This is a genomic window from Candidatus Tectomicrobia bacterium, from assembly GCA_016192135.1.
Lineage (GTDB): Bacteria > UBA8248 > UBA8248 > UBA8248 > UBA8248 > 2-12-FULL-69-37.
The window spans coordinates 24,503-50,269 of record JACPUR010000030.1 but is presented as its reverse complement, the minus strand read 5'-3'; the positions used below and the strand labels follow the sequence as shown (position 1 = coordinate 50,269).

Genomic DNA, 25,767 nt, shown 5'->3' with positions numbered 1-25,767 from the left:
AGCGCCCGGCGGGCTACATCTTCGCCTTGTAGCCCTTGTCCGTCATGCACTTGGTGTAGACCTTCTCCTGTTCGTAGGAGTAGGGCATGACGTGGCCGGCGACGGGGTTGTTGCCCTCGATGACCGGCAGGCCCGCCTTGCCGGCGCACTCGTTCACGTCTTTCACGCTTTGGGCATGCATCGCCCCCGGCTTGTTCCAGGTGGTCGAGACGCACCCGGCCGCGATCAGGGCCAGGACGAGCAATCCCGCGATTCCCAGACACTTGCGCATGCAACTCCCTCCTCGCTGGACAACCGAAAGTGCGGGCGCCGCCCCAGTGCCCAATCCTCGCCCGGCGCGGCGAACTCTGCCTGAATGGAAGGCTTCCGGAGGGCCCCACCCCCTCCGGCAACGTAAATCCAATGTAACACAGGGGAGGGCCGCAATCGAGCCGCCCCCGCCGTGCTAGAATCGCCCGCGTTTCCGCCCGTTTCCTTCCCCCGCACGGCGCCGGAGGCTTCCGGATGTCCCGCACGAGCGCGGCGCGGCGCACCGGCTGGGCCCTGCCCGCCCTCCTCCTGGCCGCGCTCTTCCTCCTAGGCCCGGAGGCCCGGGCCGCCGGCGTCCGCGTCTCCCAGGAATCGAAGCCCGGCGCCGGCGACTTCGCCCGCAACGTGCTGGGCCGCCTCCAGATCGTCCACGCGCCCGGCCAGACGGCCGGGGAGTTCTACGCCTACAACGAAGTCGCGAACTGGTCCTACAACGGCCGGCGGCCCGTCCTGCGCGCCGGGGCCAGCCATCTCTTCCTCGCGCGGGTGAAGGAGGGCCTCGCCCTCTTCATGGTGCACGACCGGCCGAACAACTCCGGCGGCGGCATGGCCGTCACCCGCACCGAGGCGGAGGGCAACGCCCTGACGGCCCGCATGCTGGTGCAGGACGACCCCCTGGGGCAGCGCGACCAGTACGAGGCGGACCCCCGCGGCGCCTCCTTCACCGCCTGGCACATGTGGAACCTCTGCTGCACCGACGGCCTCGTCACCGGCCCCTACGCCGGGAACTGGAAGATCTACGTCCGCTTCCTCGAGCCGCCCGCCGGGCTCAAGGAGTGGGCCGCCCTCTCGGGCGACGGGGGGGAGATCCGCCTCCGCCTCGAGCCCGGGCGGCGCGTGCTCCTCGAGCCGGAGGGGGACATGGTGAGGGGGCCGGGGCCATCCACTGCGGATGCCGCTGTCATTCCGAGCGCAGCGCTGGTATTCAGGGCAGGCCAAGCGGAAAGCCGTCATTCTGAGCCCTGCGCTTGCGCTCAGGACTCGGAATGACGGCCACAGGCCCCGGACCCTGCAGGTAAGGCAGGATTGGCTCTCCCCTCCTCCCGTCCCCCTGTGGCAAGTAGCTGCGCGGTTTTACGCTCTTCCCTCCCCTCCGGGGGAGGGTTAGGGTGGGGGAAGATTCTCAGCGGCCTCCCTCCCCCGCCCCCTCCCAAGGGGAGGGGGAAATGGACAGTGGGTCAGTTTCGCGATTCCGCTGTCATTCCGAGCGCAGCGAGGAATCTGCTTTTGTAAGAACCAGAAGCAGATTCCTCGGTCGCCCTCTTTTGGGTCCCCAGGCGGCTTGCCGCCTGGGCGGGCTCCCTCGGAATGACATCCGTGGCACAGACTGACCCACTACCGGGAAATGCGCGCTCCATGAAGGTGCCGTGCATAATCGCAAAATGGAAGGAAGCGGCTCAGCGGCTCCCAGCCTTCCCCCCTCCCCGTCCCCTCCCCCCGCTGTGGTAGGATGAAGCCCCAGCGGCTCCCTTTCCCCGGCGGCGCGAGGGTCCTCCGCGCCCGCGGATAGGTCCGCGAGGAGGCGATGCCATGGACCTGACCGGCAAGGTGGCCCTCATCCAGGGCGGCGGCGCGGGGGTGGGCCGGGCCTGCGCCCTCGCCTTGGCGGCCCGGGGCTGCAAGGTCGCCTTCGGCGGGAGGACGCTCGAGCCCATCCAGCAGCTGGCCGAGGAGATCCGCGCCGGGGGCGGCGAGGCGCTGCCCGTGCGGGCGGACGTGACGGACCCGGCCGGCGCCCGCCACCTCTTCGGGCAGGCCCGGGAGGCGTTCGGCCCCGTGGACATCCTGGTGAACAACGTGGGGAGCCTCGTGATGGGGCCCCTCTCCGAGCTCGAGCCGGAGGGCTGGCACCTCGTCCTGGCGCAGAACCTCCACGCGGCCTATTACTGCTGCCGCGAGGCGCTGGCCGACATGCTGCCCCGGCGCTCGGGCGTCATCGTCAACATCGGCTCGGGCGGCGCCATCCACCCCGAGGGCAACGCCGCGGCCTACTGCACCGCCAAGCACGGCCTGCGGGGGCTCACCCTCTCCCTCGCCGAGGAGGTCCGGCGGAAGGGCGTGAAGGTGGCCCTCGTGAACCCGGTCGGGATCATCGACAAGCCCGCCATCCGCAAGCGCGGGCGCGCCGGCAAGCCCGACTCCTGGATGCTCCCCGAGGACATCGCCCGGGCCGTTCTCTTCCTCGCCGAGCAGGGCCCCCGGGGCCTCACCACCGAGATCAACGTCGCGCCCCAGGCGCCGGAGTACGGATGAGGGGGGAGAATTTTCACCCGCCCTCTGGTAAGGTGCGGCCGTTCGCCGGCCCGGGAGAGCCCCTCGCATCGCGCAAGGCATGCCCCGCAAAGGGTGTCATCCTGAGCCCTGCGCTTGCGCTCAGGACAGGCTCCGCGAAGGATATCGGCTTCGGTTCTTTTTGAAGCGAACCCCGAGATTCTTCGGCCCTCGGCAAGCTCGGGCCTCAGAATGACACCCAGGGACGGGCAGCCGGAACGGGAAAGGAGAGCGTCATCGAATCCTCGCCCACGATCCTCTCGAAGGAGATTCGCGCGTGACGGAAACGGACCTCAAGGGCAAGTGGGCCTTGATCCTCGGGTCGAGCAGCGGCTTCGGCGGCGCCGTGGCCGCCCGGCTCGCCCGGGAGGGGATGAACGTCTTCGGCGTCCATCTCGACCGCAAGGCCACCATCCCCAACGCCGAGCGCGTCCAGGAGGAGATCAAGAGGGCGGGCGCCCAGGCGGTCTTCTTCAACACGAACGCCGCCGGGCACGGCGAGCGCGCCGAGGTGCTCGCCCAGATGAAGGCCCACCTCGGCGCCGGGGCGCAGGGCGCGGTGCGGGTGCTCTTGCACAGCCTGGCCTTCGGCACCCTCAAGCCCTACATCTCGGACGACCCGGCCGGCGCCCTCACCCCCAAGCAGCTCGAGATGACCCTCGACGTCATGGCCAACAGCCTCGTCTACTGGACGCAGGACCTGGTGCGCGAGGGCCTGATGGGCGAGGGCGGGCGCATCTTCGCCATGACGAGCTCGGGCGGCCACCGCGTGTGGCCCACCTACGGGGCCGTCTCGGCCGCCAAGGCGGCCCTCGAGAGCCACATCCGCCAGCTCGCCTTCGAGCTCGCCTCCAAGGGCATCTCGGCGAACAGCGTCCAGGCCGGGGTCACCGACACCCCGGCGCTGCGCAAGATCCCGGGCAACGAGGAGATGCTCGAGCTGGCGCAGCGCATGAACCCCCACAAGCGCCTCACCACGCCCGGGGTGGTGGCGGACGCCATCGCCTGCTTCTCCCGCCCGGGCACGCGGTGGATGACGGGCAACGTCATCCGCGTGGACGGCGGCGAGGACATCGCGGGGTAGGCCGGGGCTGATCACCGGCAGCGAATCCGCTGTCATTCCGAGCGAGCAAAGCGAGAGAGGAATCTGCTTTTGAACAGCAGATTCCTCGGGCATGCGCCCTCGGAATGACAACCGACGGGCCGCAGGAGCCTTCCCCCATGCCCAAATCCACCTGGCGCCCCTGGGCGGGGGCCGCCTTCGCCGCCCTGGGCGGCCTCCTCCTCCTCTGGAGCCTCGGCCGCCCGCCCGCCCCGCCCGGCCCCGGGCCCTTCGACCTCACCCTCGCCTTCGCGGGCCAGACGCTCCTCCGCCTCCCCGTCTCCCCCGAGGCCATGGCCGCCCTCCTCTGGCTCCGGTGGCTGCTCGTCCCGCTCGCGCCCCTCCTGCTGGGCGCCTTCCTCCTGTTCCTCGAGACGCCGCGCGGGCGGCGGGCGGAGGAGAGAATCCTCGGCTGGATCGAGCGGGTGCGGGAGTGGGAGAAGGGGGAGTGAGCGGGGAATCCCGCCTCTGAAAGCGCAGGGGCGCATTGCAATACGCCCCTACAGAATTCGAGGCCCAAGCGTTTGTAGGGGCGAGGCATGCCTCGCCTCATCCAGATGAACGGACGAGCGGCGAATTCGTAGGGGCGACCGGCCGGTCGCCCCTACTCCTTCCGCCCGATCCCGAACTTGAAGACGAGCTCGCCCCCGAGCCAGCCGCCCGCGCCGAGGAGGACGAGCCCGATGAGGGAGGCCAGCAGGGACGGAAGGGACGAGACGCCGGCCGCGGGACGGAGGAAGAGGCTGGCCCCGAAGGCGAGGGTGGCCCCGGCCATGCAGATCATGTGCAGGACGGCGGTGCGCGAGGCCGGGCCGCGCCTGGGCATGACGAAGTACTCCATCAGGCCCGCCGCGATGGTGGGCAGGCTCATCACCAGCCCGGCGGCGATGCTCCAGAAGGCGAACAGCGCCCAAGCGGTGCCTCCCCACAACAGGCTGACCACGTCCCAGAGCACCGACACCGTCCACATGACGATGGGGAAATCCGTCAGGATGGGGTGGACCGGGCGGCCCCGGAAGCGGGCCCCGCACGAGCGGTCCCCGGGGCTAGCCATGGTGGTACACCGCGAAGAGGAGGAGGAAGCCGAGGGCGAAGCCGAAGACGGCCCCCTGGAGGCACAGGATGTGGTCCGCCACGGGCATGGTTTTCTCCTTCCGCGGGGGGCGGGCAGGCGGCGGGGGAGCGCGGGGGAAAGGGCGGCGGCCGGATGTAAATCTAATGTATCGGGGATTGGCGGTGCGTATCGGATTGTATGGAAAACCGGCCGGAAGATACCTGGAGGGGGAGACGGGGGATCGCCCTACCGGCGGGACGGGTGGCCCCCGGCCGCGCGAAAAAACCGCCCGCCCGGCGGGGGCCGGGCGGGCGGCAGAGCTTCGCGCGTTACGCCGTCTTTCGCCTCTTGCGGGCGGGGAGCCTCACCCCGAGCTCCCGGGCCACCTCCTCCAAGGGATAGGTCTTCTCTTTGCCCTGGGCCACCCTCGCCACGATCTTGCGCGCCGCCTCGGCGTCGATGCGGTCCTCGATGGCCTCCAATGCCTCTATGTCGTCCGGCGGCACGACGTAGGCGATGGTCTTGCCGCGCCGGGTGAGCGCGATCCTCTCTTTCCCGTAAGCGGCCAAGTTGATCACCTCGGAAAACGCATTCCGCGCCGCGACCGTCGTAAAAGTCGTCTTCTTCATCCGAACCCCCGATACACTTCCCTGCGATGCCCCACGCGTACAACAAGGATCAAAAGCCGCACATCAAAAATCTGGTAAATCACACGGTAGGCGCCGACTCGAATCCTGTAGGCGTCAGCACCTCTCACCTTCTTGCACCCAACGGGCCTGGGCTCCTCCGCCAGCTCTTCAATGGCGGTCAGGATGTCCTCTTTCGTTTGGGGCGATACCTTCTTGAGATCACGTTTTGCGCTTTCAGCAAGCTCTACCCTATAATGTCCATGCACCGAACTCTTCGAGAGCCAAGTCGGTCACCGTCCGGGCGGGGTAACACAAGACCACATTGCACACGCTTAAACGTACATTTAAGCGCTCTCAATGTCAATGGTATTCCTCCCTCGAACAAAACCGCCCGCCCCAGGGGACCGGAGCGGGCGGGGGAGCCTTGGTCTGTAGGGGCAGGCCCCTGTGCCTGCCCCCTGCACGGGGCGGCCACGGGGGGCCGCCCCTACAGATGGGAACCGCGTCTCTCCCTCACCCCTTCTTCTGCTTGGCCATGATCCTGCGGGTGACGTCGCCCTCGGCGGTCTTGCCCTTGGGGGGCTGGTTCCGGCCCGGGAAGTCGAGCTGGTTCTTCTTGGGGTCGATGCCCGCGAGGCGCGCCAGGGTGAGCCCCAGGAACTCGGCCTTGAGCTCCTTGGTGATGGGCGGGTAGCCCCACTTCTCCTGGAGCTCCTCGTCGATCTCGAGCTTCAAGACGGCCTCGACCGCCTGGTAGGGGTCGGACGCGGGCCAGTCGCTCCCCCAGACGAAGCGGTTGTAGCCCGCGATCTGAAGGGTGGTGCCCACCATGTGGGCGAAGCGGTGGGGCGCCCGCATGAGCCAGGGCAGGAGGATGGAGTAGCTCACGTAGATGTGGGGGTGCTTCCACATAAGCATCACCAGGTCTTCCCAGTAGGGATAGCCGCCGTGGTAGGCGACTATCTTGAGGTCCGGGAAGTCCATGGCCACGTCGTCCAGCAGGATGGGCTGGGTATAGCGGGTGGGCCCCATGCGGATGGTGATGCCGGTGTGGAAGTAGCAGACGATGCCCTTGGCCTGGCACATCTCGTAGACGGGCCAGAGCCGGCGATCGTTCATGGGGCAGTCCTCGGGCTGGTAGAACTTGGTGAACTTGAAGTTGTAGTTGTCGTGGAGGTACTCGAGCTCCCAGAGCACGTCCTTGATCTTCCTCTTCGAGAACGGCCCCACGTTCGAGATGCCGATGACGCGGTCGGGGTACTTCTCGATGGCGTCGATCACGTGCTGGTTGGTCGAGAAGGGGGCGCTGTCGCCCGAGGTGTCGATGAAGGACTCGCGCATCAGGGTGATCTGGTCCACCCCCGAGCGGTCCATGTCGCCCATGATCTTGTCGATGTGCCAGTCCATGCCCGGGTGGATGGCCGCCTGCTTGCCGGAGCGGTGGTCCACCCACTGCCACCAGTTGCACATCTTGTGGGCGTACTCGAAGGTCTTGGTGCCCGGGAAGTACTTGATGAAGCGGCGGTAGTTCTCGGGCATGACGTGCACTTCGCAGTCGAGGATGTAGTAGTCGTTGGCCGTCTCGCCCGTCTTGGGGTTCGAGGGCAGCGGCATGATGGTGTCCCAGGTGGGGGGCTTCCCGCCGCCTCCCGTCCGAGCCGCGGCCTTCGGATTCGCCTTTCTCGCCATGACGTGCCTCCCTGAATGAGGTCAGAAACCGCGCGCGGGGCGCCCCGCCGAATCCCGCCGTTCCCATGTGCAAGAGTGCGGCTGTGCAAGTGGGGCCATGGTAAGGGGCCGCCCCCGGGCTGTAAAGCCGACGGTAGGGGGTCAGTCAGTGCCACAGATGTCATTCCGAGGGAGCGCAGCGACCGAGGAATCTGCTTCCGGTTCTTGCAAAAGCAGATTCCTCGCTGCGCTCGGAATGACAACAGAATCGCGAAACTGACCCACTCCCAAGCCAACCGCCCCCCGGGACAGGGCGCCCATCCCGGGCTACAATGCGGCATCCGCCGCTTTTCGGACCCCAAGGCGTTCCGGGAGCCGCCATGGACCACCACGCCACCGTCCGCGAGGAGTTCGCCCGCCAGGCCGTGACCTTCGGCCGGTCCTCCGTCGTGGCGGCGGAGGGCGAGGCCGAGCGCCTGGCCTGGGCCCTGGGGGAGGCGGGGCGGGGGCGCGTGCTGGACCTGGCCTGCGGGCCGGGCCTCATCAGCGAGGCCCTGGGGCGCGGGGCGCGCGAGGTGGTGGCGTTCGACCTCACCCCCGAGATGCTCGGCGAGGCGCGGGCGCGCTGCGAAAGAGCGGGGCTCCGGAACGTCACCTTCCGCCAGGGCCGGGCCGAGGCCCTGCCCTTCGCCGAGGGCGAGTTCGACGGCGCCGTGACGCGCCTCTCGCTCCACCACTTTCCCGACCCGGCTCCGCCCCTGCGCGAGATGCTCCGCGTCCTCAAGCCGGGGGGGGCCGCCGTGGTGGCGGACTTCGTGGCGTCCGAGGACCCGGGGGAGGCCGCCCTCCACAACGCGCTGGAAGTGCTGCGCGATCCCTCCCACGTGCGGGCGCTCCCCCGGAGCGAACTGCTCGCGCTCGTCCGGGAGGCGGGCTTCGGGATCGTCTCGGAATCGAGGTGGGAGGCCGGGCGGGAGTTCGGGGAGTGGGCCCGGATCGCCAACGCCCCCGCCCGCACCGCGGCGGTGCGGACGGTGATGGAGGCCCTGGCCCGGCGGGGCGCCGCGGCCGGGATCGATCTGCGGGTGGAGGGCGGGGAGATCCGCTTCGCCCACCGCTGGGTGATGCTGACGCTGCGGAGACCGTAGGGGACGGCCTGCCGCGGGGGCGGCCCCCCGTGGGGCGGGCACAGGTTGCCCCTGCACAGACCCAAGACGCCCCTGCGGACACGCATCCCAGTTCGCCTCTATAGGGGCGGTTCGCGAACCGCCCCTACATGGATTCGCGAATCCGATGCACGGCCCCGCCGCCGCGAATCCAAGGAGAATTCCATGCGGAAAGAGCTGGACGACGCCCTCACCCTCTACGAGGGGATGAACGAGGCGGGCCGCAGGCACTGGCGCGAGCGGGCCGTCCCCTCCATCCGCTTCGCGGACGACGCGGAGCGGGAGCTTTTCCTGGAGAACCTCGGCCGCATCGACCGGGGCGAGGAGACGCGGGACTAGGCGCCGGCTTTTCCCCCTTTTCCCCGAAAAATCAATTGCCCGCGGCCCGATTCTGCCTTACCTTTCCTTTACGTTACTTTCTCTCACAACGAGGAGAAATAATGAAAGCCGCCATGGCATGGACGAAGGCCCTCATCGCCGTCGTCGCCCTGGGCGCTCTCAGCGGGTGCTCGGCCATCCACTCTGAGGTGGGTACGCTCTTTGACGAGGAGAAATCGTTCAAGGAATGGTCCACCTGGGACTATCCCGGCAACGAAACCGGCAACCGCCACCGCTACGAGGGGAGGAAGTAGCGCCCGGAGGGGGCGCGTCCCGGTTTCCGTCAAGACACCTGGAAGCCCCGGCCGCGAGGCCGGGGCTTCTTTTTTCACACCGGCTGCACGGGCCGCTCTCCGGGGGCGGGGCCGGCGGAGGGCGCCGGGCGCTCGCCGGCGCCGGAGACCTGCACGAGGCCGGGCAGGCGCTCCGAGAGGATCGCCTCCGCCTCCTCGACGATGCGCCGCACCACCTCCCCCGCCGGCAGGACGGCGCGGATGAGGCCCGCGTCCTGCCCGATCAGGATGGAGGCCTCCTGCGGGTCGCCGTGCTTGCGGGCCTCCTGGACCGCGGCGAAGGCCTCGGCCCGGCACTGCCTCAAGTCCCACTCCCGCCCCGCCCAGCGCTCGATGAAGCGGTTGCGCCAGGCCCGGGCCATGGCCCCCGGCCACACCTGGCCCGAGGCGATGTCGGGGATCTCGGTCAGCACGGTGTCGTGCCCGTCGCTGCGCACGATGACCTCCTTGAAGGACTGCGGCAGCGGCGACTCCTCCGTCGCGAGGAAGCGGGTGCCGATGAGCGCGCCCTGGGCGCCCAGGCAGAGCGCGGCCGCGAGCCCCCGGCCGTCCGCGATCCCCCCGGCCGCGAGCACGGGCACGGGCGAGACGGCGTCCACCATCATGGGGACGAGGGGCAGCGAGCCCATCCAGCCCACGTGGCCGCCCCCCTCGGAGCCCTGCGCCACGATCACGTCCGCCCCCGCCTCGGCCGCGCGCCGGGCCTCGTCCACCCGCCCCGCCATGAACATCACCTTCGAGCCCGCGTCCCGGGCCCGGTCGAAGTAGGGCTTGAGGGGCGTCTCGCGGCGGCACCAGGCGAAGGCCATGACGTCGGGGCGCTCGGCCAGGCCGGCGGCGAAGCCCTCCTCCTGGAGGCGGAAGACGAGGTAGTTGAGGGCGTAGGGCTTCCCGGTCGCGGCGCGGATGGCGGCGCAGGTCTCCCTCAGCTCCTGGGCGCCCATCGGCGTGGCGCCGACCGTGCCGAGCCCTCCCGCCTCCGAGACCGCCGCCGTGAGCTTGGCGGAGCTCGCCGAGGCCATCCCGCCGAGGAAGACGGGGTGGGTGATGCCCAGCAGATCGCAAACCGGGGTGCGGATCATGGCGGTCCCTCCCAGGGCTGTCGCGGCCGGCGACCGCATGCGGGGATTTCCTTCGAGGGAATGCATTATACCGCGAAATCGGCAACCGCGAAGAGCGGTCGGCAGCTCCTGGCGGGCCGAAGGGGCGAGAAGCGCGTGAAAAATAAGATTGAGTCGTTTGCGCGTGTAACGTACTCAATCTTGTCAAGGCACGCCAATTTGCTAGCTTCTGTTGCGGAATGCCGCTGCGGAAATCCGGTGGATGTTAAGAATCCGTAACGAGACTTTCGTCGGGCTCTTTCAGGAAGTCATCGATCCAGGAATTCAGCTCCTGCGCGCCCGTTATGGAACCTGGGTTCTTTTAAGAGATCCCCGCACCTCCGTGGAGTTCATCCCGGCTCGAGATTCCTCGGGCTTGCCCGCTTTCCCTCCATCCATTTCTTCCGGCAGGGTTCGGGAACTGCTCGATATGCCCCGGCCACTCATTGGGATGGATAAGACGTGGGGCGAATCCTTTCTCTCTATCCCGCTCCCTCTGCGCGATTGGACCGCGGGCCTTCTGTACGCCGCGGAGAAGGAGGGTGCATATCGGTTCGAGGGCCCGGATATATTCTTGGGCCAAATCCTCGTGCGGATCATGGATGAGCTGGTCTGCGGAAATAAAACCACCATAGAAATACGCCGGTGCATACGGTTCATGCACGAGATGTTGAACGAAAGCTCCGTCACCTGCATCACGGATGCCGCCCGAACCATCGTCTTCTGGAGCCGGGGAGCCCAGAATTTCTTTGGCTATACGGAACGGGAAGCCCTCGGCCAGTCAATCGTCTCCCTCCTGGTTCCTCCGGAGCAACAGCCAAAGTTCAAGAGAGGGTATTACCCTGGCGTCCATGGCGCCATTGTTCGGGGGAATATTGCGCGCTTCAGCAGCGACCGCCTCCACAAGGATGGGCGGCGGATCTATGCCTCCACCATCATTCATCCCTTCTGTTACGAGATAACCGGCATCGCCGTCTGCGTTTGTTTTATCCGATTCGAGCCCGCTGCGTAATTCGGGAATGCACCGGCCATGGTGGTGCCTCCAACTCCGATGTTCCCGCCAATTTCTCCGAGCTTCGGATTGCGGTATGCCCGTGAGTGAAATTCGCGCTACCTGCGAGCCCGGGGCGAAAAAAACCGCCCCCGCCCCGGAGGGCGGAGGCGTCGGGCGGCTTCACGCGCGGTCAACGGCGCTCGCTTCGAGGCCGCGCCCCCCTCATCCGATCGGCAGGTCCATCGAGAGCCGTTCGTTCTTCGCGGCGGCCGACCGGTCTTTCTCCGCCGCGACCCACACCAGCTCCACCGCGCAATGGTTGCAGATGGGGCCGCCCTCCCCGGTCGCGGCCTCGAAGACGTGCTCGCGGAAGACGCGCCCGCACTTGGGGCAGCGCCACACCATCTCGAACGAGTCCTTCCCCCGGTTCATGGCCAGCCTCCCGGTGACGGCCCTGGGCGGGGGCCCGGCCGCTCCAGGCGAGGGGCCCCCCTCCACGAAAATGAGCAAGCCGCGTGCCTCCCGGGCGGCCCGGCCCGCCGATTCCGGACGGGAGCGGAAATCCCATGCGTCCTTTTTCCCTCCCGCCGCGCCGGCAAGGGTCCGGTTTTCCGGCCCTGGCGCAGGATGCCGCACGATGCGGCCGGCTTGAGGGCATTTTGCCCCTGGCCGACGGGCGGGCGCCGGGGCGGACGGGGGCCTCTCCCGATTCGCGCCGCCCCGCGCGTCGAATCGGGCTTCCGGAATCCTCCCGCCCCAGGCCGCCCGCGGCACCGGGTTTGCTTTTCCCCTGGGCGAGGGCCGGCCCCCGCGCCTTCGCTTCCGAAGGCCCCGCTCCGGCACGCCGCCGCAGGGGAACGCCCGCCATGCCCCCGGCCGTGGAAGCACTCCTCCAGGAGCCGAAAACCGATCCGTGCGCTTGTCCCGCTCCCGAGGGCCGGGCCTGGGCCATCCTCCTCGCGGGGGGCCAGGGGCAGAGGCTCTCCTGCCTCGTCGGCCGGCTCCACGCGGACCGCCGCCCCAAGCAGTTCGCCACCATCATCGGAACCCGCTCCATGCTCCAGCACACCTACGGCCGGGCGCTCGCCCACGCCTCGCCGGACCGCACCCTCGTCGTCATCACCGAGGGGCAGGAGCGCTGGGCCCTCGCCCAGCTCCCGGACGTCCCGGCCGAGAACTTCCTCATCCAGCCCCGGGGCCTGGACACGGGGCCCGCCCTTCTCTTCGCCCTCGCCCTCCTGCTGGAGCGCGACCCGGCCGCTACCTTCCTGAGCTTTCCCACAGACCACTTCATTTTTCCCGAATGGGGACTGAGGCGCTCCGTCGCGCGGGCGCTCTCGGCCCTCGAGGACGCGGGGGAGGAGGCCGCCATCCTCCTCGCCGCCCGCCCCACGGGGCCGCGCGGCGGCATGGGATGGATCCTCCCCGGGGCTCTGGTGCGGCGGAGCCCCGCCCCCCTGCGCCGCGTCGCCCGCTTCGCGGAGAAGCCGGACCCGGAGGCCGCGCGGGACCTCCTCGCCGGGGGCGCGCTCTGGAACACCTTCATCATGGCCGGGAACGCGGGCTCCATGCACCGCCTGATCGCGAGGCGCCACCCCCGCGCCGCCGAGGGCGTGTCGCTCTATCTGGGGCTTCGCCGGCAGGGCGCGTGGAAGCGGGAGTGCGACCGGGCCTTCGGGGGGATCGAGCCCTTCAACCTCTCCAGCCAGGTGCTCGCCCGGGAGCCGGACGCCCTGCTCGTGGCCACGCTCGAAGAAGCCCACTGGAGCGACTGGGGGACGCCGGAAGGCGTCTGGGAAACGCTGCATGCCCTGGCGTGGGACTGCCGGTTCCAGGCGCGCTCCAGCGGGAAGGAGAGTATCGCCGTCCGGACGTGCCGTTTCCCGCAGTGCGTGACCCGCGGGAATACTGAAGGAGGAAGCCAATGACCGAGCACCGCATCGGAAGGATCACCCACTACTACAAGAGGCTTGGGGTCGCCGCCCTCGAGCTGGAGGAGCCGCTGCGGGTGGGCGACCGGGTGCACATCGCCGGCCACACGACCGACCTGGCCCAGCCCGTCGAAACCCTCGAGATCGACCACCGCCGGGTGCTGAAGGCGCTCCCCGGCCAGAGCGCCGGGGTGAAGGTGTACGGCCGGGTGCGCCCGGGAGACGCCGTCCTCCTCGAGGAAGAAGACGGGGACGAGGAGTTCCTTTGGTAGCGGATAGCCGCCTCCACGCAAGAGAGAAAGGACAACGCGATATGAGAATCTTCCAGCCCCGCAGGATCCTCGTGCCAATCGATTTCTCGCCCATCAGCCCGGGCGTGCTCCAGGCGGGCGTGGACATCGCCCAAAAGTGGGAGGCCGAGGTGGTGGCGCTCCATGTGGCGCGGGAGTCCGACTACGTCCCCCACTCCGCCTACGAGTCCCCCTTCCCGCCCCTCGCCCACGACGGCGCGCGGACCGGCCAGCTCAGCAAGTTCCGCGAGGACACCCGGGCCCGCCTCACCTACCAGCTCGAGGACATGCTCCGGCAGGCGGGCGGGGGCCGGAAGTGCAAGGCCCTGCTCCTGTGGGGCGAGCCGGCCAAGGACATCATCCAGATGGCCGGGAGCGGCGGCTTCGACCTCATCGTCATGGCCACCCACGGCCGCACCGGCCTCAACCGCGTGTTCGTGGGCAGCGTGACCGAGGAGGTGCTCCGCCACGCGCCCTGCCCCGTCTTCGCCATCCGCATCAAGGAAGGCCGCGTGGTTCAGGCGGGCCGGGAGGAGGAGGAATTCGCCCTTCCCCTGGTGTAGCCGTGAAATCGAAACAAGTTGCCCGCTCATGTGCCTGTTCCCCGGCGTACTCCCGGCAGGGTTCCGCCCTCTCACTCCGGGAGAGGGGCTGGGGGTGAGGGGCCGCGGCGCCAGGGCCGATTCTGTAGTGGCGAGGCATGCCTCGCCCCTACGAATGGAAACACGGAATGAATGACGTGCTTGGATTCCACATCCAGCTTCCGACTGGGGGGTGTCCACCGGGGAAACCCGGGCGCCCCCCTTTTTTTCGTCAAACATTCGCCTATCTTTTCAATATTGGGGGCCGGCCGGTCAAAAAGGATTGCCGAGTAATTCGGATTATCATATCTTAATTGGGCGGGCCAATGCCAGGAAACCCAACGTGAGCCGGGAGGAACATGGATGACCAAGAAGAAACACAAGCCGCAGGCGAAAAAGGCGTCCGGGGCGCGCATCGCCGCCGGCCTCTTGGCCGCCCTCGGGCTGGCCGGGGGGGTCTTCTACTGGATGGCGCCGCCCTCGAAGATTGACCCCGCGGCCCTCAAGGCCCGGGTGCCGGGCGGGGAACGCCGGCCCACCCTCTCCCCGGCCCTCTTCACCGGGGTGGTGGCCCAGGCCTACCAGGTGGCGAAGGAGATCCCCCAAATCCTCGACCAGCTCTACTGCTGGTGCAGGTGCATCGAGAACTCCGGCCACAAGAGCAACCTCTCCTGCTTCGTGGACAGCCACGCCGCCGGGTGAGGGGTCTGCACCGAGACGGCGCTGGTGGCGTCGCAGATGACCAAGCAGGGCAAGTCAATCGCCCAGATCCAGGCGGAGCTCGACCGGCGGTACGCGAACTAGGGACGATTGCACAACAGACGAACCATGTCATTCCGAGGGAGCGCAGCGACCGAGGAATCTGCTTTTGAAAAGCAGATTCCTCGCGCCTCCGGCGCTCGGAATGACAGGGATACGGGGACCTCCATCGGATTTCTGTATTGCCGGGGGGAGCGGATGAAGATGCCGGCGATCATCCGGGCGGGCGCGCTCCTCGCCGCCCTCCTCCTCGCCCCCGCCCTGGCGCTGGCGCACGGGACCGTCTCCCACATCCCCACGGACGCCGACTTCGGCGCCGTGGTGGGGCGGTACCAGTTCCTCATCGAGAACAAGGACGAGATCGTCCGCTCGGACGAGCCCATCTACGTCGTCCTGCGGGTGATCGACCTGGAGAAGAGCGCCCCCCTCGCCGGGGCGCGCGTCCTGGCCGCCCCGCGCATCCCCCAGGGCTTCCGCGAGCTTCCCTCCCCGAACGGGGACAGGCCCGCCCCGGGCCACGGCGAGCACGGCGGCAAGACCGATCACGCATCCCCCCCGCCGGGGAGCTTCCTCACGTGGGGGCCGGACGGCCGGCCCGACCTGAGCGGCTTCTCCGCCGCGCCGGAGGGCACGGAGCCGGGACACTACCTGGTGAGCCTGCGGCCCGTACTCTCCGGGCCCCACCTCCTCCAGGTGGCGCTCCTCCTGCCGGGCGGGGAGGGCCGGCCGGAGGTGCTCCTCACCCAGCTTCCCTTCAAGGTGAGCAAGCCGGCCGGCCTGAACCTCCGGCTGTGGGTCTCCCTCGGCGCGGCCCTCCTGAGCTTCGTCCTCGCGGGCTACGCGCTCAGGGTGCGCCACCTCCGCCCCCCGCTCGAGACGGGGCCCTTCGACCTCCTCTCGCTCCCCTGGCTCGCGCGGGCGCTCCGCAGCCCCTGGTGGCAGCCCGTCCTCCAGGCGCCCTTCCTCCTGGGCTTCGGGCTCATCATCTGGCTGGGGCTCGTGGACACGCCCGAGTCCTCGCGCAACCTGGCGACCCTCCTGATGTGGACGCTGTGGTGGGCGGGCGTGATCTTCACCTTCATCCTGGCGGGGCGCCTGTGGTGCGTCATGTGCCCCATCGGCGCCGTGAACGAGTGGGCGAACCGCTGGAGCGGAGCCTCGCGCCAGCTCCCCCGCAGGCTCCGCACGCTGTGGCCCGCGACGGCCCTCTTCCTCCTCCTCACCTGGGCGGACGGCTACTGGGGCATCGTGAAGAGCCCCTACGTCACCGCCTGGGTCCTCCTCGCCTTCTTCGCCGCCGCCCTGCTCATGGGGGCGCTCTTCGCCCGGCGCACCTTCTGCCGCTACGTCTGCCCCATCGGCGGGGTCATCGCCCTCTACTCGATGGCGGCCCCCGTCGAGCTGCGCGCCAAGAGCGCCCGGGTCTGTCGCGAGGACCCGGACAAGTGCTGCTACACCGGGAGCGACCTCGGCCGGGGCTGCCCCATGTTCGAGTTCCCCCAGCGGATGGACTCGAACGCCTACTGCATCTACTGCGGGGAGTGCCTGAAGACCTGCGACCGCGATAACCTCGCGCTCCGCTTCCGCGCCTTCGGCAAGGACCTGTGGGCCGCCGCCACCCGGAGGCTCGACGAGGCGTTCCTCGCCGTGGCCATGGTGGCCGTGGCCGGGATGGCCGCCGGGCACATGGTCGCCCCCTGGCACGGCTGGATGGACGCCCTGACCGCCTACCTGCCCTGGGGCGCCCTGGCGGACCACGCCCGGGCCGAGAAGCTCACCTACACCCTCGTGTTCTCGGCCTCGGTGGTCCTCGTCCCCCTCGCCGTCTACGGGGCGGGCTGGCTCACCTGGCGGCTGGCGGGCCGGCCCGGGAAGGCCTCGCCCCGCCAGCTCTTCGTGCGCTACGGCTACGCCTTCCTGCCCCTGGGCCTGGCCATGCACCTCGCGCACAACCTGCCGCACCTCTTCCTGGAGGGGCCGCTCGCCGTCCCCGTCCTCCAGAAGACGGTGAACCTCTTCACCCCCTGGTTCATCGGCGCGCCGGACTTCAGCCCCGGCCCCTGGCTGGAGCTGCCCGTCCTCCAGGCCCTGCAGACCCTCATCCTGCTGGCCGCGCTCCTCTACAGCCTCTACACGGCCTGCCGGCTCTCCACAGCCCAGTGGGGCGCGGCGTCGTTTTCCTTCAGGGGCCCCTGGCCCTATCTCGCCCTCATCCTCCTCTTCACCCTGGCGAATCTCTATCTCTTGAACCTTCCGATGGACGCGAGGCACGGGTAAGGCCCTTTCATCTATCCATTCATCCGCCTCCTGCCCGCCTCGACGCCAAAGCCAGGGTGAAGAGGAACGGGGGGAGGGCCTTCCCCCACGGCCGCGTGCTCCCGTAGGGGCAGGCCCCCGTGCCTGCCCCGTCTTCCAGGGCGGCCACGGGGGGCCGCCCCTACATGAAACTGCATGATGGGTGTGGTGAGTGGCGAACGCCATTCGCCCCGGCCATGCCCGAAATCCGCAGTGGCTGGATCTTCGCGGGGGCGGTTCGCGAACCGCCCCTACAGGCGGCGCGACAGACGCGGCGAGGGGCAAAAGGCCGATGGAGGGCGCGCGCGCCATCCGCTAGAATGCCCGCCTGATCTCTCCTTCGGGACCCCTCATGCGCGCGCGGCTCGTCCTCTGGATGGCGATCGCCCTGCTCTTCGCCCCCCCGGCCCCCGCCGCGCCTGTGGACCCTCCCGCCGGGATGATCCTCGTCCCCGCGGGGCCCTTCGCCATGGGGCGCGAGGGAGGCCCCCCGGACGAGGCCCCGCCCCACACCCTCACCCTCCCCGCCTTCTGGATCGACCGGACCCTCGTCACCCAGGCGGACTTCGCCCGCTTCCTGAACGCGAATGGATCGAGGGGCCCCCGGGGGGAGCGCTACTTCGACGAGGAGGACGAGGACGCGCGCATCCACCGGAAGGAGGGCCGGTGGGCGGCCGACCCGGGCTTCGAGCGCCACCCCGCCTCCGAGGCCAGCCTGAGGGGAGCCGCCGCCTACTGCGCCTGGGCCGGCAAGCGCCTCCCGAGCGAGGCCGAGTGGGAGAAGGCCGCCCGGGGGACGGACGGGAGGCTCTACCCCTGGGGCAATGAACCTCCCTCGCCCCGCACCTCCCACACGGCCCGCCATCATGGGGACGCCGCCCCCGCCGGGAGCCTGCCCGGGGGCGCGAGCTTCTACGGCGTCCTGGACATGGGGGCGTTTCTCTCGGAGTGGACCCGCTCGGCCCGCCGGCCCTACCCCTACCGGCCCGGGGACGGGCGCGAGGCTTTTACGCTGGAGGAGGAGATGGTCCTGCGCGGGGGCCTGACCCTGGGTCAGCGCGGCCCCCGCACCGCCACCCACCGCGAGGCCATGAGCCCCCGGCGCGTCCGCGCGGGCCACGCCTACGTGGGCTTCCGCTGCGCCAGGGAGGGCTAGGTGTGAAGCCTGAACAGGTTGTTCACTGAGCGAGCGCCTGAAAACGGAATCCGAGGGGCTTCCGCCCCTCTCCCTCCGGGAGAGGGGAAGGGGGTGAGGGAAAAGCCGCGCGCTGAGATTCCTCCCTCACCCTACCCTCTCCCGGAGGGAGAGGGGACAAATCCCAGCCCTTCCCGAGATGAACAACGTTGCGAGATATCCCGGCTAGGCCCGCGCGGCTCGCTCCCCGCACAGCCCCCGCGCCGCCTCGGCGATGCTTTCCTCGCTTGGGATGCAGAACTTCTCCATCACCGGCGCGAAGGGGAGGGGGACGTCCGGGCAGGCGAGCCGCCTGGGCGGGGCCGCGAGGGCGCCGAAGGCGCGCTCGGCCGCCAGGGCCGCGATCTCGGCCCCCAGGCCCGCCGTGAGGGGCGCCTCGTGCACGACGAGCAGCCGCCGCGTCCGGCGGACGGACTCCACGATCGCCTCCGCGTCGAGGGGGCTCAGGGTCCGAGGGTCCACCACCTCGGCCTCGATCCCCTCTCCGGCCAGCTTCTCCGCCGCCGCCAGCGCCCGCCCGAGCATGAGCGAATAGGCCACGATGGTCAGGTCCCGCCCCTTGCGCTTCACCTCGGCCTCGCCGAGGGGGATGGTGTAGTCGCCCTCGGGCACGGGGCCCTTGGCCTGGTAGAGGGCCTTGTGTTCCACGAAGAGCACGGGGTTGTCCTCACGGATGGCGCTCTTGAGCAGCCCCTTGGCGTCCCGGGGCGTGCCGGGCATCACCACCTTGAGGCCGGGCACGTGGGCGAACCACGCCTCGAGGGTCTGCGAGTGCTGGGCGGCCGCGCCGAAGCCCCCGCCGCCCTGGGTGCGGATGACGAGGGGCACCCTCGCCGCGCCCCCGTACATGTAGCGCGTCTTGGCGATCTGGTTCACCACCTCGTCCATGCACGAGCAGAGGAAGTCCATGAACTGGATCTCGACGACCGGCCGCAGCCCCGTGAGGGCGGAGCCCAGCGCGAGGCCCGCGATGGCGGACTCGCTGATGGGGGTGTCCTTCACCCGCTTGGGGCCGAACTTCTTGAGGAGCCCCGCCGTGACGCCGAAGATGCCCCCGAAGCGGGCCACGTCCTCGCCCGCGACGAAGATGGTCTTGTCGCGCCCCATCTCCTCCATCAGGGCTTCGTTCAGGGCTTGGCTGAAGGTGATCTCACGCATGATGCGCTCTCCCGGATGGGGTCACGGACGCGGGGCGTAGAGGTCTTCCAGGGCCGCCTCGGCGGCGGGGAGAGGGCTCTCCTCCGCGAAGCGGACCGCTTCCTCGATGCGGGCGCGCACTTCTTCCTCCATCTGATCGAACTGCGCGGCGGTCAAGAGCTTGCGGCCGAGGAGCGTCTTCTTGAAGCGCTCCAGCGGGTCGCGGGACTTGTCGCGCCAGACCTCATTCTCCTTCTTGGAGCGGTAGGCCTGGGGGTCGCCCTCGAAGTGCCCCCGCCAGCGCTCGATGCGGCACTCGACGAGGCTGGGCCCCTTGCCCCGCCGGGCCCGGCGCACCGCCTCGCTCATGGCCTCGTAGACCGCAATCGCGTCGCCGCCGTCCACGCTGGCTCCGGGGACGCCGTAGGCGGAGGCGCGGTCCGCCACGTTCTCCACCCGCTGGTGCTCGCTCTGGCGGATTGAGATGGCCCAGCCGTTGTTCTCGCACAGGAAGATGACGGGAAGGCTCCAGATCGAGGCCAGGTTGAGCCCCTCGTGGAAGGTGGAGTGATTCGAGGCGCCGTCCCCGAAGAAGCACACCGTCACCTGGTCCGTCCCCCGGTACTGGGCGCTGAAGCCCGCCCCGACGGCGATGGGGAAGCCGGCCCCGACGATCCCGTTCGCCCCCAGCATTCCGACGCGCGCGTCCGCGATGTGCATGGAGCCGCCCTTCCCCTTGCACAGCCCGGTGCTCTTGCCGAAGAGCTCGGCCATCATGCCCTTGAGGTCCGCCCCCTTGGCGATCGAGTGGCCGTGGCCGCGGTGGGTGGAAATAATGTGGTCGTCCACGCGCAGGCAGGCGCAGACGGCGGCCGCGGCCGCCTCCCCGCCCAAGGAGAGGTGGACGAAGCCGGGCAGGCGGCCGGCGCCGTAGAGCTCCGCCACCCGGCCCTCGAAGTGGCGGATCGCGAGCATCCTCTCCAGGATCGCGAGACAGACCTTCTTGCTGGGAACCATGGCCGAGCCTCCTCTTTCGCGCGCGGGGCGCCGCCGGGCACAGGGAGAAAAGCCGGGCGCCCCGGGTTGAACAGGTGAACAGGGGGGCATTCTACACCACCCGAAACCGGACCCGTCCGGCCGAATCGGCCTATGCGCGCGCGGCCCCCGCGCCGCCACCCACCGCGAGGCCATGAGCCCCCGGCGCCTCCGCGCCGGCCACGCCTACGTCGGGTTCAGGTGCGCGAGGGAGGGCCAAAAAGAAACCTCCGTTTCACTGCCATTTTCCCCCCATCCATGAAATTGCTGCGATTTGCGCGAAATTGCGGTAACGGGCTTTCCCTCCCCCCGGCCTATCTTGGCGATGGCCGCATGTCGCGGCCGGGCTTGGCGTTGGCCGCGCGTCGCGGCCGGAGAGGAGAAGCGGAGATGGGAGAAGGACGGAAGCGCGGCCCCGACCGGGGCTCCCGCAAGCGGCGGGCGGGGAAGATCGCCGGGAGCAAGGCCGAGGGGGCGGTGAAGGAGTGCCTGCTCAACGGGGGCACGCTGACAGAGGCGTCACGGATAATAACGGATATTGAGGGAAAAAACGTGTCAAAAGAGTCGGTGTCCCGGTATTACCACCGGCTCGTCGAGGCCGCCGAGCGCGCCCAGATGACGGAGAGCCTGGCCCGCGCCCTGGCCGGGGGCACGGCGCCCGCCTCGGGCCGGAACGTGGCGGGCGCGGCCCGCCGGATGCTCCTCGTCCGGGCGGTGGAGGCGGCGGCCGCCCTGGCGCCCGAGGCCATGGAAAAACTCCCGCCGGACCGCCTCGCCCTCCTCGTCTGCAGCCTGGGCCGGGCCGAGGCGGATGCCGACCGCCACCGGTGGGAGACGTGGCGGAATTCGAATGCCGACGGCCACTCCCGGCACGAAGACCTCCACGGGCGAGCGGCCCGCCCGCCCCTCCCCGACCTCGGCGCGAGGCTGCGCGAGATGCTGGGGCTGGAGGCGGAGGAGGATGATCCGGAAGAGGACGGCCCGGACCTCGAAGAGGATGACCCGGAGGAGGAAGATCCGGATCCCGAGGAAACTCCCCCCGTCCCGCCCCAGCCCGCCCGCCGAGCGCCCGCCCCGCCCTCCCGGGCGAGGCGACTTTCCCCTGCCATGGATGGGATGGAATTTGACGGCGAGGCGGGGAACTGCCTATTATTTCAGAATGCAGGGTCCCATTTTCCCGTATCAGGGGGAGTCGCCGATCATGACGTACCGTGCCGCGCACGTCCGGGTGGGGATCGTCCTGCCCGAGTCCCGCTACGGCGAGGAGGAGTGGCGCAACGCCGAGGAGGCCGTGGCCTACGCCGACGAGGCGGCGGCGAAGGGCGCCCAGCTCCTGCTCTACCCGGAGGGCTACCCCGGGCCGATGACGGGGCCGCTCGACAACAAGAAGTTCCCCTTCGACCCGGTGGAGGAGCTCAAGAAGAAGGCCAAGCAGCACGCCATGTACATCATCGCGGGCAACGTGGTCGAGAGCAAGATGCCGGGGGCCCACCTCTTGACGCTCCGCCTCTTCGGCCCCGAGGGCAAGGAGCTCGCCTGCTATTGCCGGCAGCAGCCCGACACCCCGCCGCTCAACGCCTACCTCTACGGCGGCAAGGCCCACCTCCTCCCGGGCCAGGGCCCCTGCTGCGTGGAGACCGACCTGGGGCGGGTCGGCCTCCAGATCTGCAGCGAGCTCTGGGTGCCGGAGCTCCCGCGCCTGCTCATGCTCGAGGGGGCCGAGATCATCGTCTCGCCCATCCACGGCATGCACAGCCAGACGGGCTACGCGCTGCGGGACACCTGGCGCTGCGTGGCGCGCTCGCGGGCGGCCGAGAACCTCTTCTACGTGCTGGTGACGCAGAACCTCTACAAGGTGGAGGGCTTCGACTACGAGCAGTCCATCGTGGGCGGGGCCTTCGCCGCCGGCCCCGAGCGCATGGAGGGGCTGCGCGAGAGCCGGGGCGTGCTGATCACGGACCTCGACATGGAGCGGCTGCGCTACCTGCGCACGCGCAACTACGACGAGGAGAACCTCTCCAAGCCCGACGACCCGAACTGGCGCCCCATCGGCTGCCGCCCCGGCCAGATCTTCGAGCGCTACCCGGCCCTCTACAAGCGGCTCGCCGAGCCCAGCAAGTTTTCCTACGACTACGAGTACTGGCGCGAGGGCGACCTCGACGCCTGGCTCCCCGAGTACGACCGCCTCTACGAGGGCGACTACGAGCGCATCCTCAAGAAGTACGGCGGGCCCTTCCGGTTCAAGGAGAAGTAGGCAGTTCACGCCTGTAGGGGCGGCCCCCCGTGGCCGCCCTCGGGATGGGGCAGGCACAGGGGCCTGCCCCTACGGGGGCCGCCGCCGTCTTGCATATCTAGCGGGGGCGGGCTTCAAACCCGCCCCCGCGGCGCCCCCGCCCGGGAAAGTGAGGGCCGTCCGGAGAATGAGAGCGCCAAGATGACGGTCCCCATGGAGACCGCCCGGCCGGCGGGAAAGAGGACCTTCCGGCTGCTGCGGCACTTTTCCCTCCTGAGCGCGGTCGCCCTCGCGCTGGTCATCGCCGCGCTGGTGATCCTCTACCGCCACTTCGCCGTGGGCGGCATCATCTTGCTGGCGGAGCGCCAGAACGAGCTTCTGACGCGCACGGTGTTTCACGCCATCTGGCCGCCCTACGGCGCCCACCTCGCCTCGGCGGGCCGCCTCGACGCCGTCGCCCTGAGGAACCGCCCGGAGACCGGAGAGATCCACCGGAGCCTCCAGGAGCTCGCCCGGCACCTCCCCATCCTCAAGGTGAAAATCTACGATCTGAAGGGGCGGGTCGTCTTCTCGACGGAGGCGCGCGAGATCGGGCAGGGGGAGGAAGCGAACGTGCTCCGTTTCCTCTCCTCGGGCGCGGAGAAACCGCTCACCATCCTCGGCTGGAAGGAGAGATTCAACGGCATCTCAGGGACGGCCGTCCGCCGGTTCATCGCCGAAAGCTACATCCCCGTCCGCTGGGAGAAAAAGTCGGCCGAAGCCGTGTTCGAGACGTACGCGGACGTGACGGGCCTGATGGCCGAGGTGAACTCCAACGCCGGCTATTTCTTCTTCGGCCTCTTCCTCTCCTTCGGGGCGTTGTACGGGTGCTTGCTCCTGGTCGTGCGGCGGGCGGAGGGAATCCTGAATTCGCAGCACGATGAGATACTGAAGGAGCGCTCCCGGCTGGCGGCATCCCTGGACGAGATCCAGCGCACCCAAAAGATGCTCGTCCGGGCCGAGAAGCTCTCCTCCATCGGGACGCTGACGGCGGGGGCCTCCCACGAGATTTTGAACCCCGCCAACATCATCGGCCTCCACGCCCAGCGGCTCCAGTGGGAGCACGGAGAGGATACGCCGGTCCGGGAGTCGGCGGGGGTGATCCTCCGCAACGTGAAGCGGATCACCCGGATCTGCGACAACCTGAGGCGCTTCTCGAGCGACGAGAAGCTGGCGATGGAGCCGTTCTCCCCGGAGGAGGTCCTCTCGCAGTGCGTCAAGCGCCTGGAGCCGGAACTCCGCCTCGCGGGCGTCGAAATCGCGCGGGACCTCCTGGAGCCTCCCGCCAGGGCCGTGGGAGACGAAAATCAGATCCAGCACGTGTTCCTCAACCTGCTCCGCAACGCCATGGACGCCATGCCGGAGGGGGGGACGCTGACGGTTTCCTCCAGGAAGGTGAGCGAGGACGGCGGGAAGTGGTGGGAGCTCCGCGTCGCCGACACCGGCGCGGGCATCCCGGCGGACATCCTGCACCTGATCTTCGATCCCTTTTTCACCACCAAGCCCGAGGGCAAGGGCATGGGCTTGGGGCTTTCCGTCTCCCACGGGATCGTCGAGGCGCACGGCGGCAAGATCTGGGCCGAGAGCGCTCCGCGGGAAGGAGCCGCCTTCGTCATCCGTCTCCCGCTGGAGGCCGCTCAGCCGCCGCCCTGACATCGTCCCCCCCCCAAAAAAACGGCCCCTCCCCATCGCGGGAGAGGGGCCGGCCCGACCTGTGAAAACCGCCCTACGGCTTCACCCCCTTGTGGCAGTTGAAGCAGCCGATGAACCTCTCGGCCCCGCCGACGTTGACGGGGTGCTGGAACGGAAGGCCCTGCTCGGAGGAGACGAACTCCTTCTGGGGCCCCGGGCCCTGGGAGAGGATGATGTGGCAGACGTCGCAGTTGTGGGTGATGATCTTGCCGCCCTCGCTCTTGTGCTTCCCGCCGTGGCACCGCCAGCAGCCGGGGAAGATGAAGTGGCCGATGTCGTTCGGATAGGAGGACCACTTGGCCCTCATCTCGGGGAAGATGTTGCTGCGGAAGGCCGCCTGCGCGGCCTTGATGGCCTTGTCCACGAAGTCTTTCTTCTGCCCGTAGAAGCCGGCGTGGTTCTTCTTGTAGAAGTCCGCGATCTCCCGCTCGATGCCTTCCATGGCCGCCTTCTCGGTCGGGTAATCCTTCGCCATCGCCGTGACGGTGGCCAGCTTGATCTGGGGGATGGAGGGGTCGACCCGGCCCGCGAACATCTCCAGGTCCATCACGTAGTCCGGGGGGAAGAGGTTGTGGCTGGGCCGGTTGTGGCAATCCATGCAGTCCATCTTCCGGACCTCGGCCTTGGCGATCTGCTCCTTCGTCAGCGGCTTGGCCGAATCCTGGAAGACCTCGGCCCGCCCGCTGCGCTTGTCCGTCACGCGCACCCAGGGGACGTCCTGGCGCTTCTCGTCCCGGGCGATGTACTCCACCGTCACCGCCGGGTTGATGTGCCAGTGAATGCCCGACTCCTGGGCGGTGGCGGGGTTCCCGCTCCCGACCTTCAGCAGCATGTTGAGGGTCCAGCGGGTGTTCTCCTTGTCGTAGCGGTAGTGGTCGAACCGGCGCTGCATGGCGCCATAGAACTTCTGGGGCCAGTGGCACTGCTCGCAGGTTTCGCGCGCCGGGCGCAGGCTGGTGATGGGCGTGGGGATGGGGCGCGGGAAGGCGTTGAACGTCACCGCGTAGACCTGGTAGAGCCCCTGCATCTTGGACTTGGCGTACCAGCCCGCGCCCGCCCCGACGTGGCACTCGGCGCAGGTCACCCGGGCGTGCGGCGAGTGCTGGTAGGTCGTGAACTCGGGCTTCATCACGGCATGGCAGGTCTGCCCGCAGAAGGTGACGGACTCGGTGAAGTGGTAGGCCTGGTAGGTCCCCACGCTCCCCAGCAGGGTGAAGGCCATGAAGCCCAGGATGAAGGCGAGGGTCGCGTTGCGGTGGCGCTCGATGTTGAGGTCCAGGTGCGGCCACCTCATGAAGGGCACTTCGCCCGTCCGCTGCCAGACGCGCCAGTGGACGTACATGCCGATGGGGATGAGGAGCGCCCCAGCCACCAAAATCATGGGCAGGATGAGGTAGATCAGGATGCCGAGGTAGGGGTTCTCGGTCCCGAGGTACATCGAGATGATGAAGAGAAAGACGATGGCGAAGAGGGCCAGCGCCGCGACGAGGGCCCCGGCCGCGCTGATCCAGTTGTAGGCGTACCGGGGCAGTCTCCTGCCTTCTTCCATGCGATGCTCCCTGGGATGGAAGAGCGCGAGGCAGGCCGACCAGGTGGAATTATAGGGGAATGCGGGC

The 25,767-nt window shown here is 69.2% G+C and carries 26 protein-coding genes and 1 pseudogene; 17 read left to right on the top strand and 10 right to left on the bottom strand.

The window, feature by feature from the left end:
* Positions 1–13: 13 nt before the first annotated feature.
* Positions 14–271 carry a hypothetical protein gene (locus HYZ11_12545; GenBank protein MBI3128427.1) on the bottom strand — a complete coding sequence of 86 codons (258 nt, stop codon included), beginning with the start codon at positions 269–271 and terminating at the stop codon, positions 14–16.
* Between the two features lie 233 nt (positions 272–504).
* On the opposite strand from HYZ11_12545, the gene HYZ11_12540 reads away from it, so the two are divergent.
* The 4 genes from HYZ11_12540 to HYZ11_12525 all read left to right on the top strand — a co-directional run bounded on the left by HYZ11_12540 (position 505) and on the right by HYZ11_12525 (position 4,134).
* The gene (locus tag HYZ11_12540; GenBank protein MBI3128426.1) at positions 505–1,299 is read left to right on the top strand and encodes a hypothetical protein; all 795 of its coding nucleotides are present in this window, start codon (positions 505–507) and stop codon (positions 1,297–1,299) included.
* Between the two features lie 540 nt (positions 1,300–1,839).
* Positions 1,840–2,562 carry an SDR family oxidoreductase gene (locus HYZ11_12535; GenBank protein MBI3128425.1) on the top strand — a complete coding sequence of 241 codons (723 nt, stop codon included), beginning with the start codon at positions 1,840–1,842 and terminating at the stop codon, positions 2,560–2,562.
* Positions 2,563–2,890: 328 nt separating this feature from the next.
* Positions 2,891–3,664, top strand: a complete 774-nt coding sequence (locus tag HYZ11_12530; GenBank protein ID MBI3128424.1) for an SDR family oxidoreductase — start codon at positions 2,891–2,893, stop codon at positions 3,662–3,664.
* A gap of 137 nt (positions 3,665–3,801) precedes the next feature.
* Complete coding sequence (locus HYZ11_12525; protein MBI3128423.1) at positions 3,802–4,134, top strand: hypothetical protein; 333 nt, start codon at positions 3,802–3,804, stop codon at positions 4,132–4,134.
* A gap of 152 nt (positions 4,135–4,286) precedes the next feature.
* Here HYZ11_12525 and HYZ11_12520 read toward each other — a convergent pair whose 3' ends face one another.
* The 4 genes from HYZ11_12520 to HYZ11_12505 form a co-directional block, all read right to left on the bottom strand.
* On the bottom strand, positions 4,287–4,736 hold the full coding sequence (locus HYZ11_12520) for a DUF2231 domain-containing protein (GenBank protein MBI3128422.1): 450 nt from the start codon (positions 4,734–4,736) through the stop codon (positions 4,287–4,289).
* Positions 4,737–5,065: 329 nt separating this feature from the next.
* Positions 5,066–5,365: a type II toxin-antitoxin system Phd/YefM family antitoxin gene (locus HYZ11_12515; GenBank protein ID MBI3128421.1), complete on the bottom strand. Its 300-nt coding sequence runs from the start codon at positions 5,363–5,365 to the stop codon at positions 5,066–5,068.
* Positions 5,362–5,631: a type II toxin-antitoxin system RelE/ParE family toxin gene (locus tag HYZ11_12510; GenBank protein MBI3128420.1), complete on the bottom strand. Its 270-nt coding sequence runs from the start codon at positions 5,629–5,631 to the stop codon at positions 5,362–5,364. Before HYZ11_12510 ends, HYZ11_12515 begins: the two co-directional genes overlap by 4 nt.
* 247 nt (positions 5,632–5,878) lie before the next feature.
* The gene (locus HYZ11_12505; protein MBI3128419.1) at positions 5,879–7,054 is read right to left on the bottom strand and encodes an amidohydrolase family protein; all 1,176 of its coding nucleotides are present in this window, start codon (positions 7,052–7,054) and stop codon (positions 5,879–5,881) included.
* A gap of 359 nt (positions 7,055–7,413) precedes the next feature.
* On the opposite strand from HYZ11_12505, the gene HYZ11_12500 reads away from it, so the two are divergent.
* The 3 genes from HYZ11_12500 (at position 7,414) to HYZ11_12490 (ending at position 8,831) form a co-directional block, all read left to right on the top strand.
* The gene (locus HYZ11_12500) at positions 7,414–8,181 is read left to right on the top strand and encodes a class I SAM-dependent methyltransferase (GenBank protein ID MBI3128418.1); all 768 of its coding nucleotides are present in this window, start codon (positions 7,414–7,416) and stop codon (positions 8,179–8,181) included.
* Positions 8,182–8,364: 183 nt separating this feature from the next.
* Positions 8,365–8,538 carry a hypothetical protein gene (locus tag HYZ11_12495; protein ID MBI3128417.1) on the top strand — a complete coding sequence of 58 codons (174 nt, stop codon included), beginning with the start codon at positions 8,365–8,367 and terminating at the stop codon, positions 8,536–8,538.
* 101 nt (positions 8,539–8,639) lie between these two features.
* Positions 8,640–8,831 (top strand): hypothetical protein, encoded by a 192-nt coding sequence (locus tag HYZ11_12490; GenBank protein ID MBI3128416.1) that lies wholly within the window; start codon positions 8,640–8,642, stop codon positions 8,829–8,831.
* 74 nt (positions 8,832–8,905) lie between these two features.
* Here HYZ11_12490 and HYZ11_12485 read toward each other — a convergent pair whose 3' ends face one another.
* Positions 8,906–9,991, bottom strand: coding sequence for a nitronate monooxygenase (locus HYZ11_12485; protein MBI3128415.1), 1,086 nt, complete (start codon positions 9,989–9,991; stop codon positions 8,906–8,908).
* A gap of 202 nt (positions 9,992–10,193) precedes the next feature.
* Here HYZ11_12485 and HYZ11_12480 point away from each other — a divergent pair, with 202 nt between their 5' ends.
* Positions 10,194–10,982 carry a PAS domain-containing protein gene (locus tag HYZ11_12480; protein ID MBI3128414.1) on the top strand — a complete coding sequence of 263 codons (789 nt, stop codon included), beginning with the start codon at positions 10,194–10,196 and terminating at the stop codon, positions 10,980–10,982.
* Between the two features lie 204 nt (positions 10,983–11,186).
* Here the strand turns inward: HYZ11_12480 and HYZ11_12475 are convergent, their stop codons facing one another.
* On the bottom strand, positions 11,187–11,474 hold the full coding sequence (locus HYZ11_12475) for a hypothetical protein (protein ID MBI3128413.1): 288 nt from the start codon (positions 11,472–11,474) through the stop codon (positions 11,187–11,189).
* 356 nt (positions 11,475–11,830) lie between these two features.
* Between HYZ11_12475 and HYZ11_12470 the strand changes: the two genes are divergently transcribed.
* From HYZ11_12470 to HYZ11_12445, 6 genes are all read left to right on the top strand, one after another.
* On the top strand, positions 11,831–12,892 hold the full coding sequence (locus HYZ11_12470; GenBank protein ID MBI3128412.1) for an NTP transferase domain-containing protein: 1,062 nt from the start codon (positions 11,831–11,833) through the stop codon (positions 12,890–12,892).
* A complete protein-coding gene (locus HYZ11_12465) occupies positions 12,889–13,167 on the top strand; it encodes a translation elongation factor-like protein (GenBank protein ID MBI3128411.1) in 279 nt (92 codons plus the stop codon). Before HYZ11_12470 ends, HYZ11_12465 begins: the two co-directional genes overlap by 4 nt.
* 41 nt (positions 13,168–13,208) lie before the next feature.
* Positions 13,209–13,748: a universal stress protein gene (locus HYZ11_12460; GenBank protein ID MBI3128410.1), complete on the top strand. Its 540-nt coding sequence runs from the start codon at positions 13,209–13,211 to the stop codon at positions 13,746–13,748.
* A 381-nt stretch (positions 13,749–14,129) separates the two neighbouring features.
* Positions 14,130–14,468, top strand: a complete 339-nt coding sequence (locus HYZ11_12455) for a hypothetical protein (protein ID MBI3128409.1) — start codon at positions 14,130–14,132, stop codon at positions 14,466–14,468.
* Positions 14,469–14,729: 261 nt separating this feature from the next.
* Positions 14,730–16,802, top strand: coding sequence for a 4Fe-4S binding protein (locus HYZ11_12450; protein MBI3128408.1), 2,073 nt, complete (start codon positions 14,730–14,732; stop codon positions 16,800–16,802).
* Positions 16,803–17,172: 370 nt separating this feature from the next.
* The gene (locus HYZ11_12445; protein MBI3128407.1) at positions 17,173–17,976 is read left to right on the top strand and encodes an SUMF1/EgtB/PvdO family nonheme iron enzyme; all 804 of its coding nucleotides are present in this window, start codon (positions 17,173–17,175) and stop codon (positions 17,974–17,976) included.
* A gap of 204 nt (positions 17,977–18,180) precedes the next feature.
* Here HYZ11_12445 and HYZ11_12440 read toward each other — a convergent pair whose 3' ends face one another.
* Both HYZ11_12440 and HYZ11_12435 read right to left on the bottom strand, forming a co-directional pair.
* Positions 18,181–19,176, bottom strand: a complete 996-nt coding sequence (locus HYZ11_12440) for an alpha-ketoacid dehydrogenase subunit beta (GenBank protein ID MBI3128406.1) — start codon at positions 19,174–19,176, stop codon at positions 18,181–18,183.
* A gap of 18 nt (positions 19,177–19,194) precedes the next feature.
* Positions 19,195–20,169 (bottom strand): thiamine pyrophosphate-dependent dehydrogenase E1 component subunit alpha, encoded by a 975-nt coding sequence (locus HYZ11_12435; GenBank protein MBI3128405.1) that lies wholly within the window; start codon positions 20,167–20,169, stop codon positions 19,195–19,197.
* 132 nt (positions 20,170–20,301) lie between these two features.
* Between HYZ11_12435 and HYZ11_12430 the strand changes: the two are divergent.
* The 3 genes and pseudogenes from HYZ11_12430 to HYZ11_12420 all read left to right on the top strand — a co-directional run bounded on the left by HYZ11_12430 (position 20,302) and on the right by HYZ11_12420 (position 24,112).
* A pseudogene (locus HYZ11_12430) lies at positions 20,302–21,000 on the top strand (DUF3486 family protein).
* A gap of 388 nt (positions 21,001–21,388) precedes the next feature.
* On the top strand, positions 21,389–22,441 hold the full coding sequence (locus HYZ11_12425; GenBank protein ID MBI3128404.1) for a carbon-nitrogen hydrolase family protein: 1,053 nt from the start codon (positions 21,389–21,391) through the stop codon (positions 22,439–22,441).
* Between the two features lie 180 nt (positions 22,442–22,621).
* Positions 22,622–24,112, top strand: coding sequence for a HAMP domain-containing histidine kinase (locus HYZ11_12420; GenBank protein MBI3128403.1), 1,491 nt, complete (start codon positions 22,622–22,624; stop codon positions 24,110–24,112).
* Between the two features lie 73 nt (positions 24,113–24,185).
* On the opposite strand, the gene HYZ11_12415 is transcribed toward HYZ11_12420, so the two are convergent.
* On the bottom strand, positions 24,186–25,700 hold the full coding sequence (locus HYZ11_12415) for a NapC/NirT family cytochrome c (GenBank protein ID MBI3128402.1): 1,515 nt from the start codon (positions 25,698–25,700) through the stop codon (positions 24,186–24,188).
* Between the last annotated feature and the right edge of the window lie 67 nt (positions 25,701–25,767).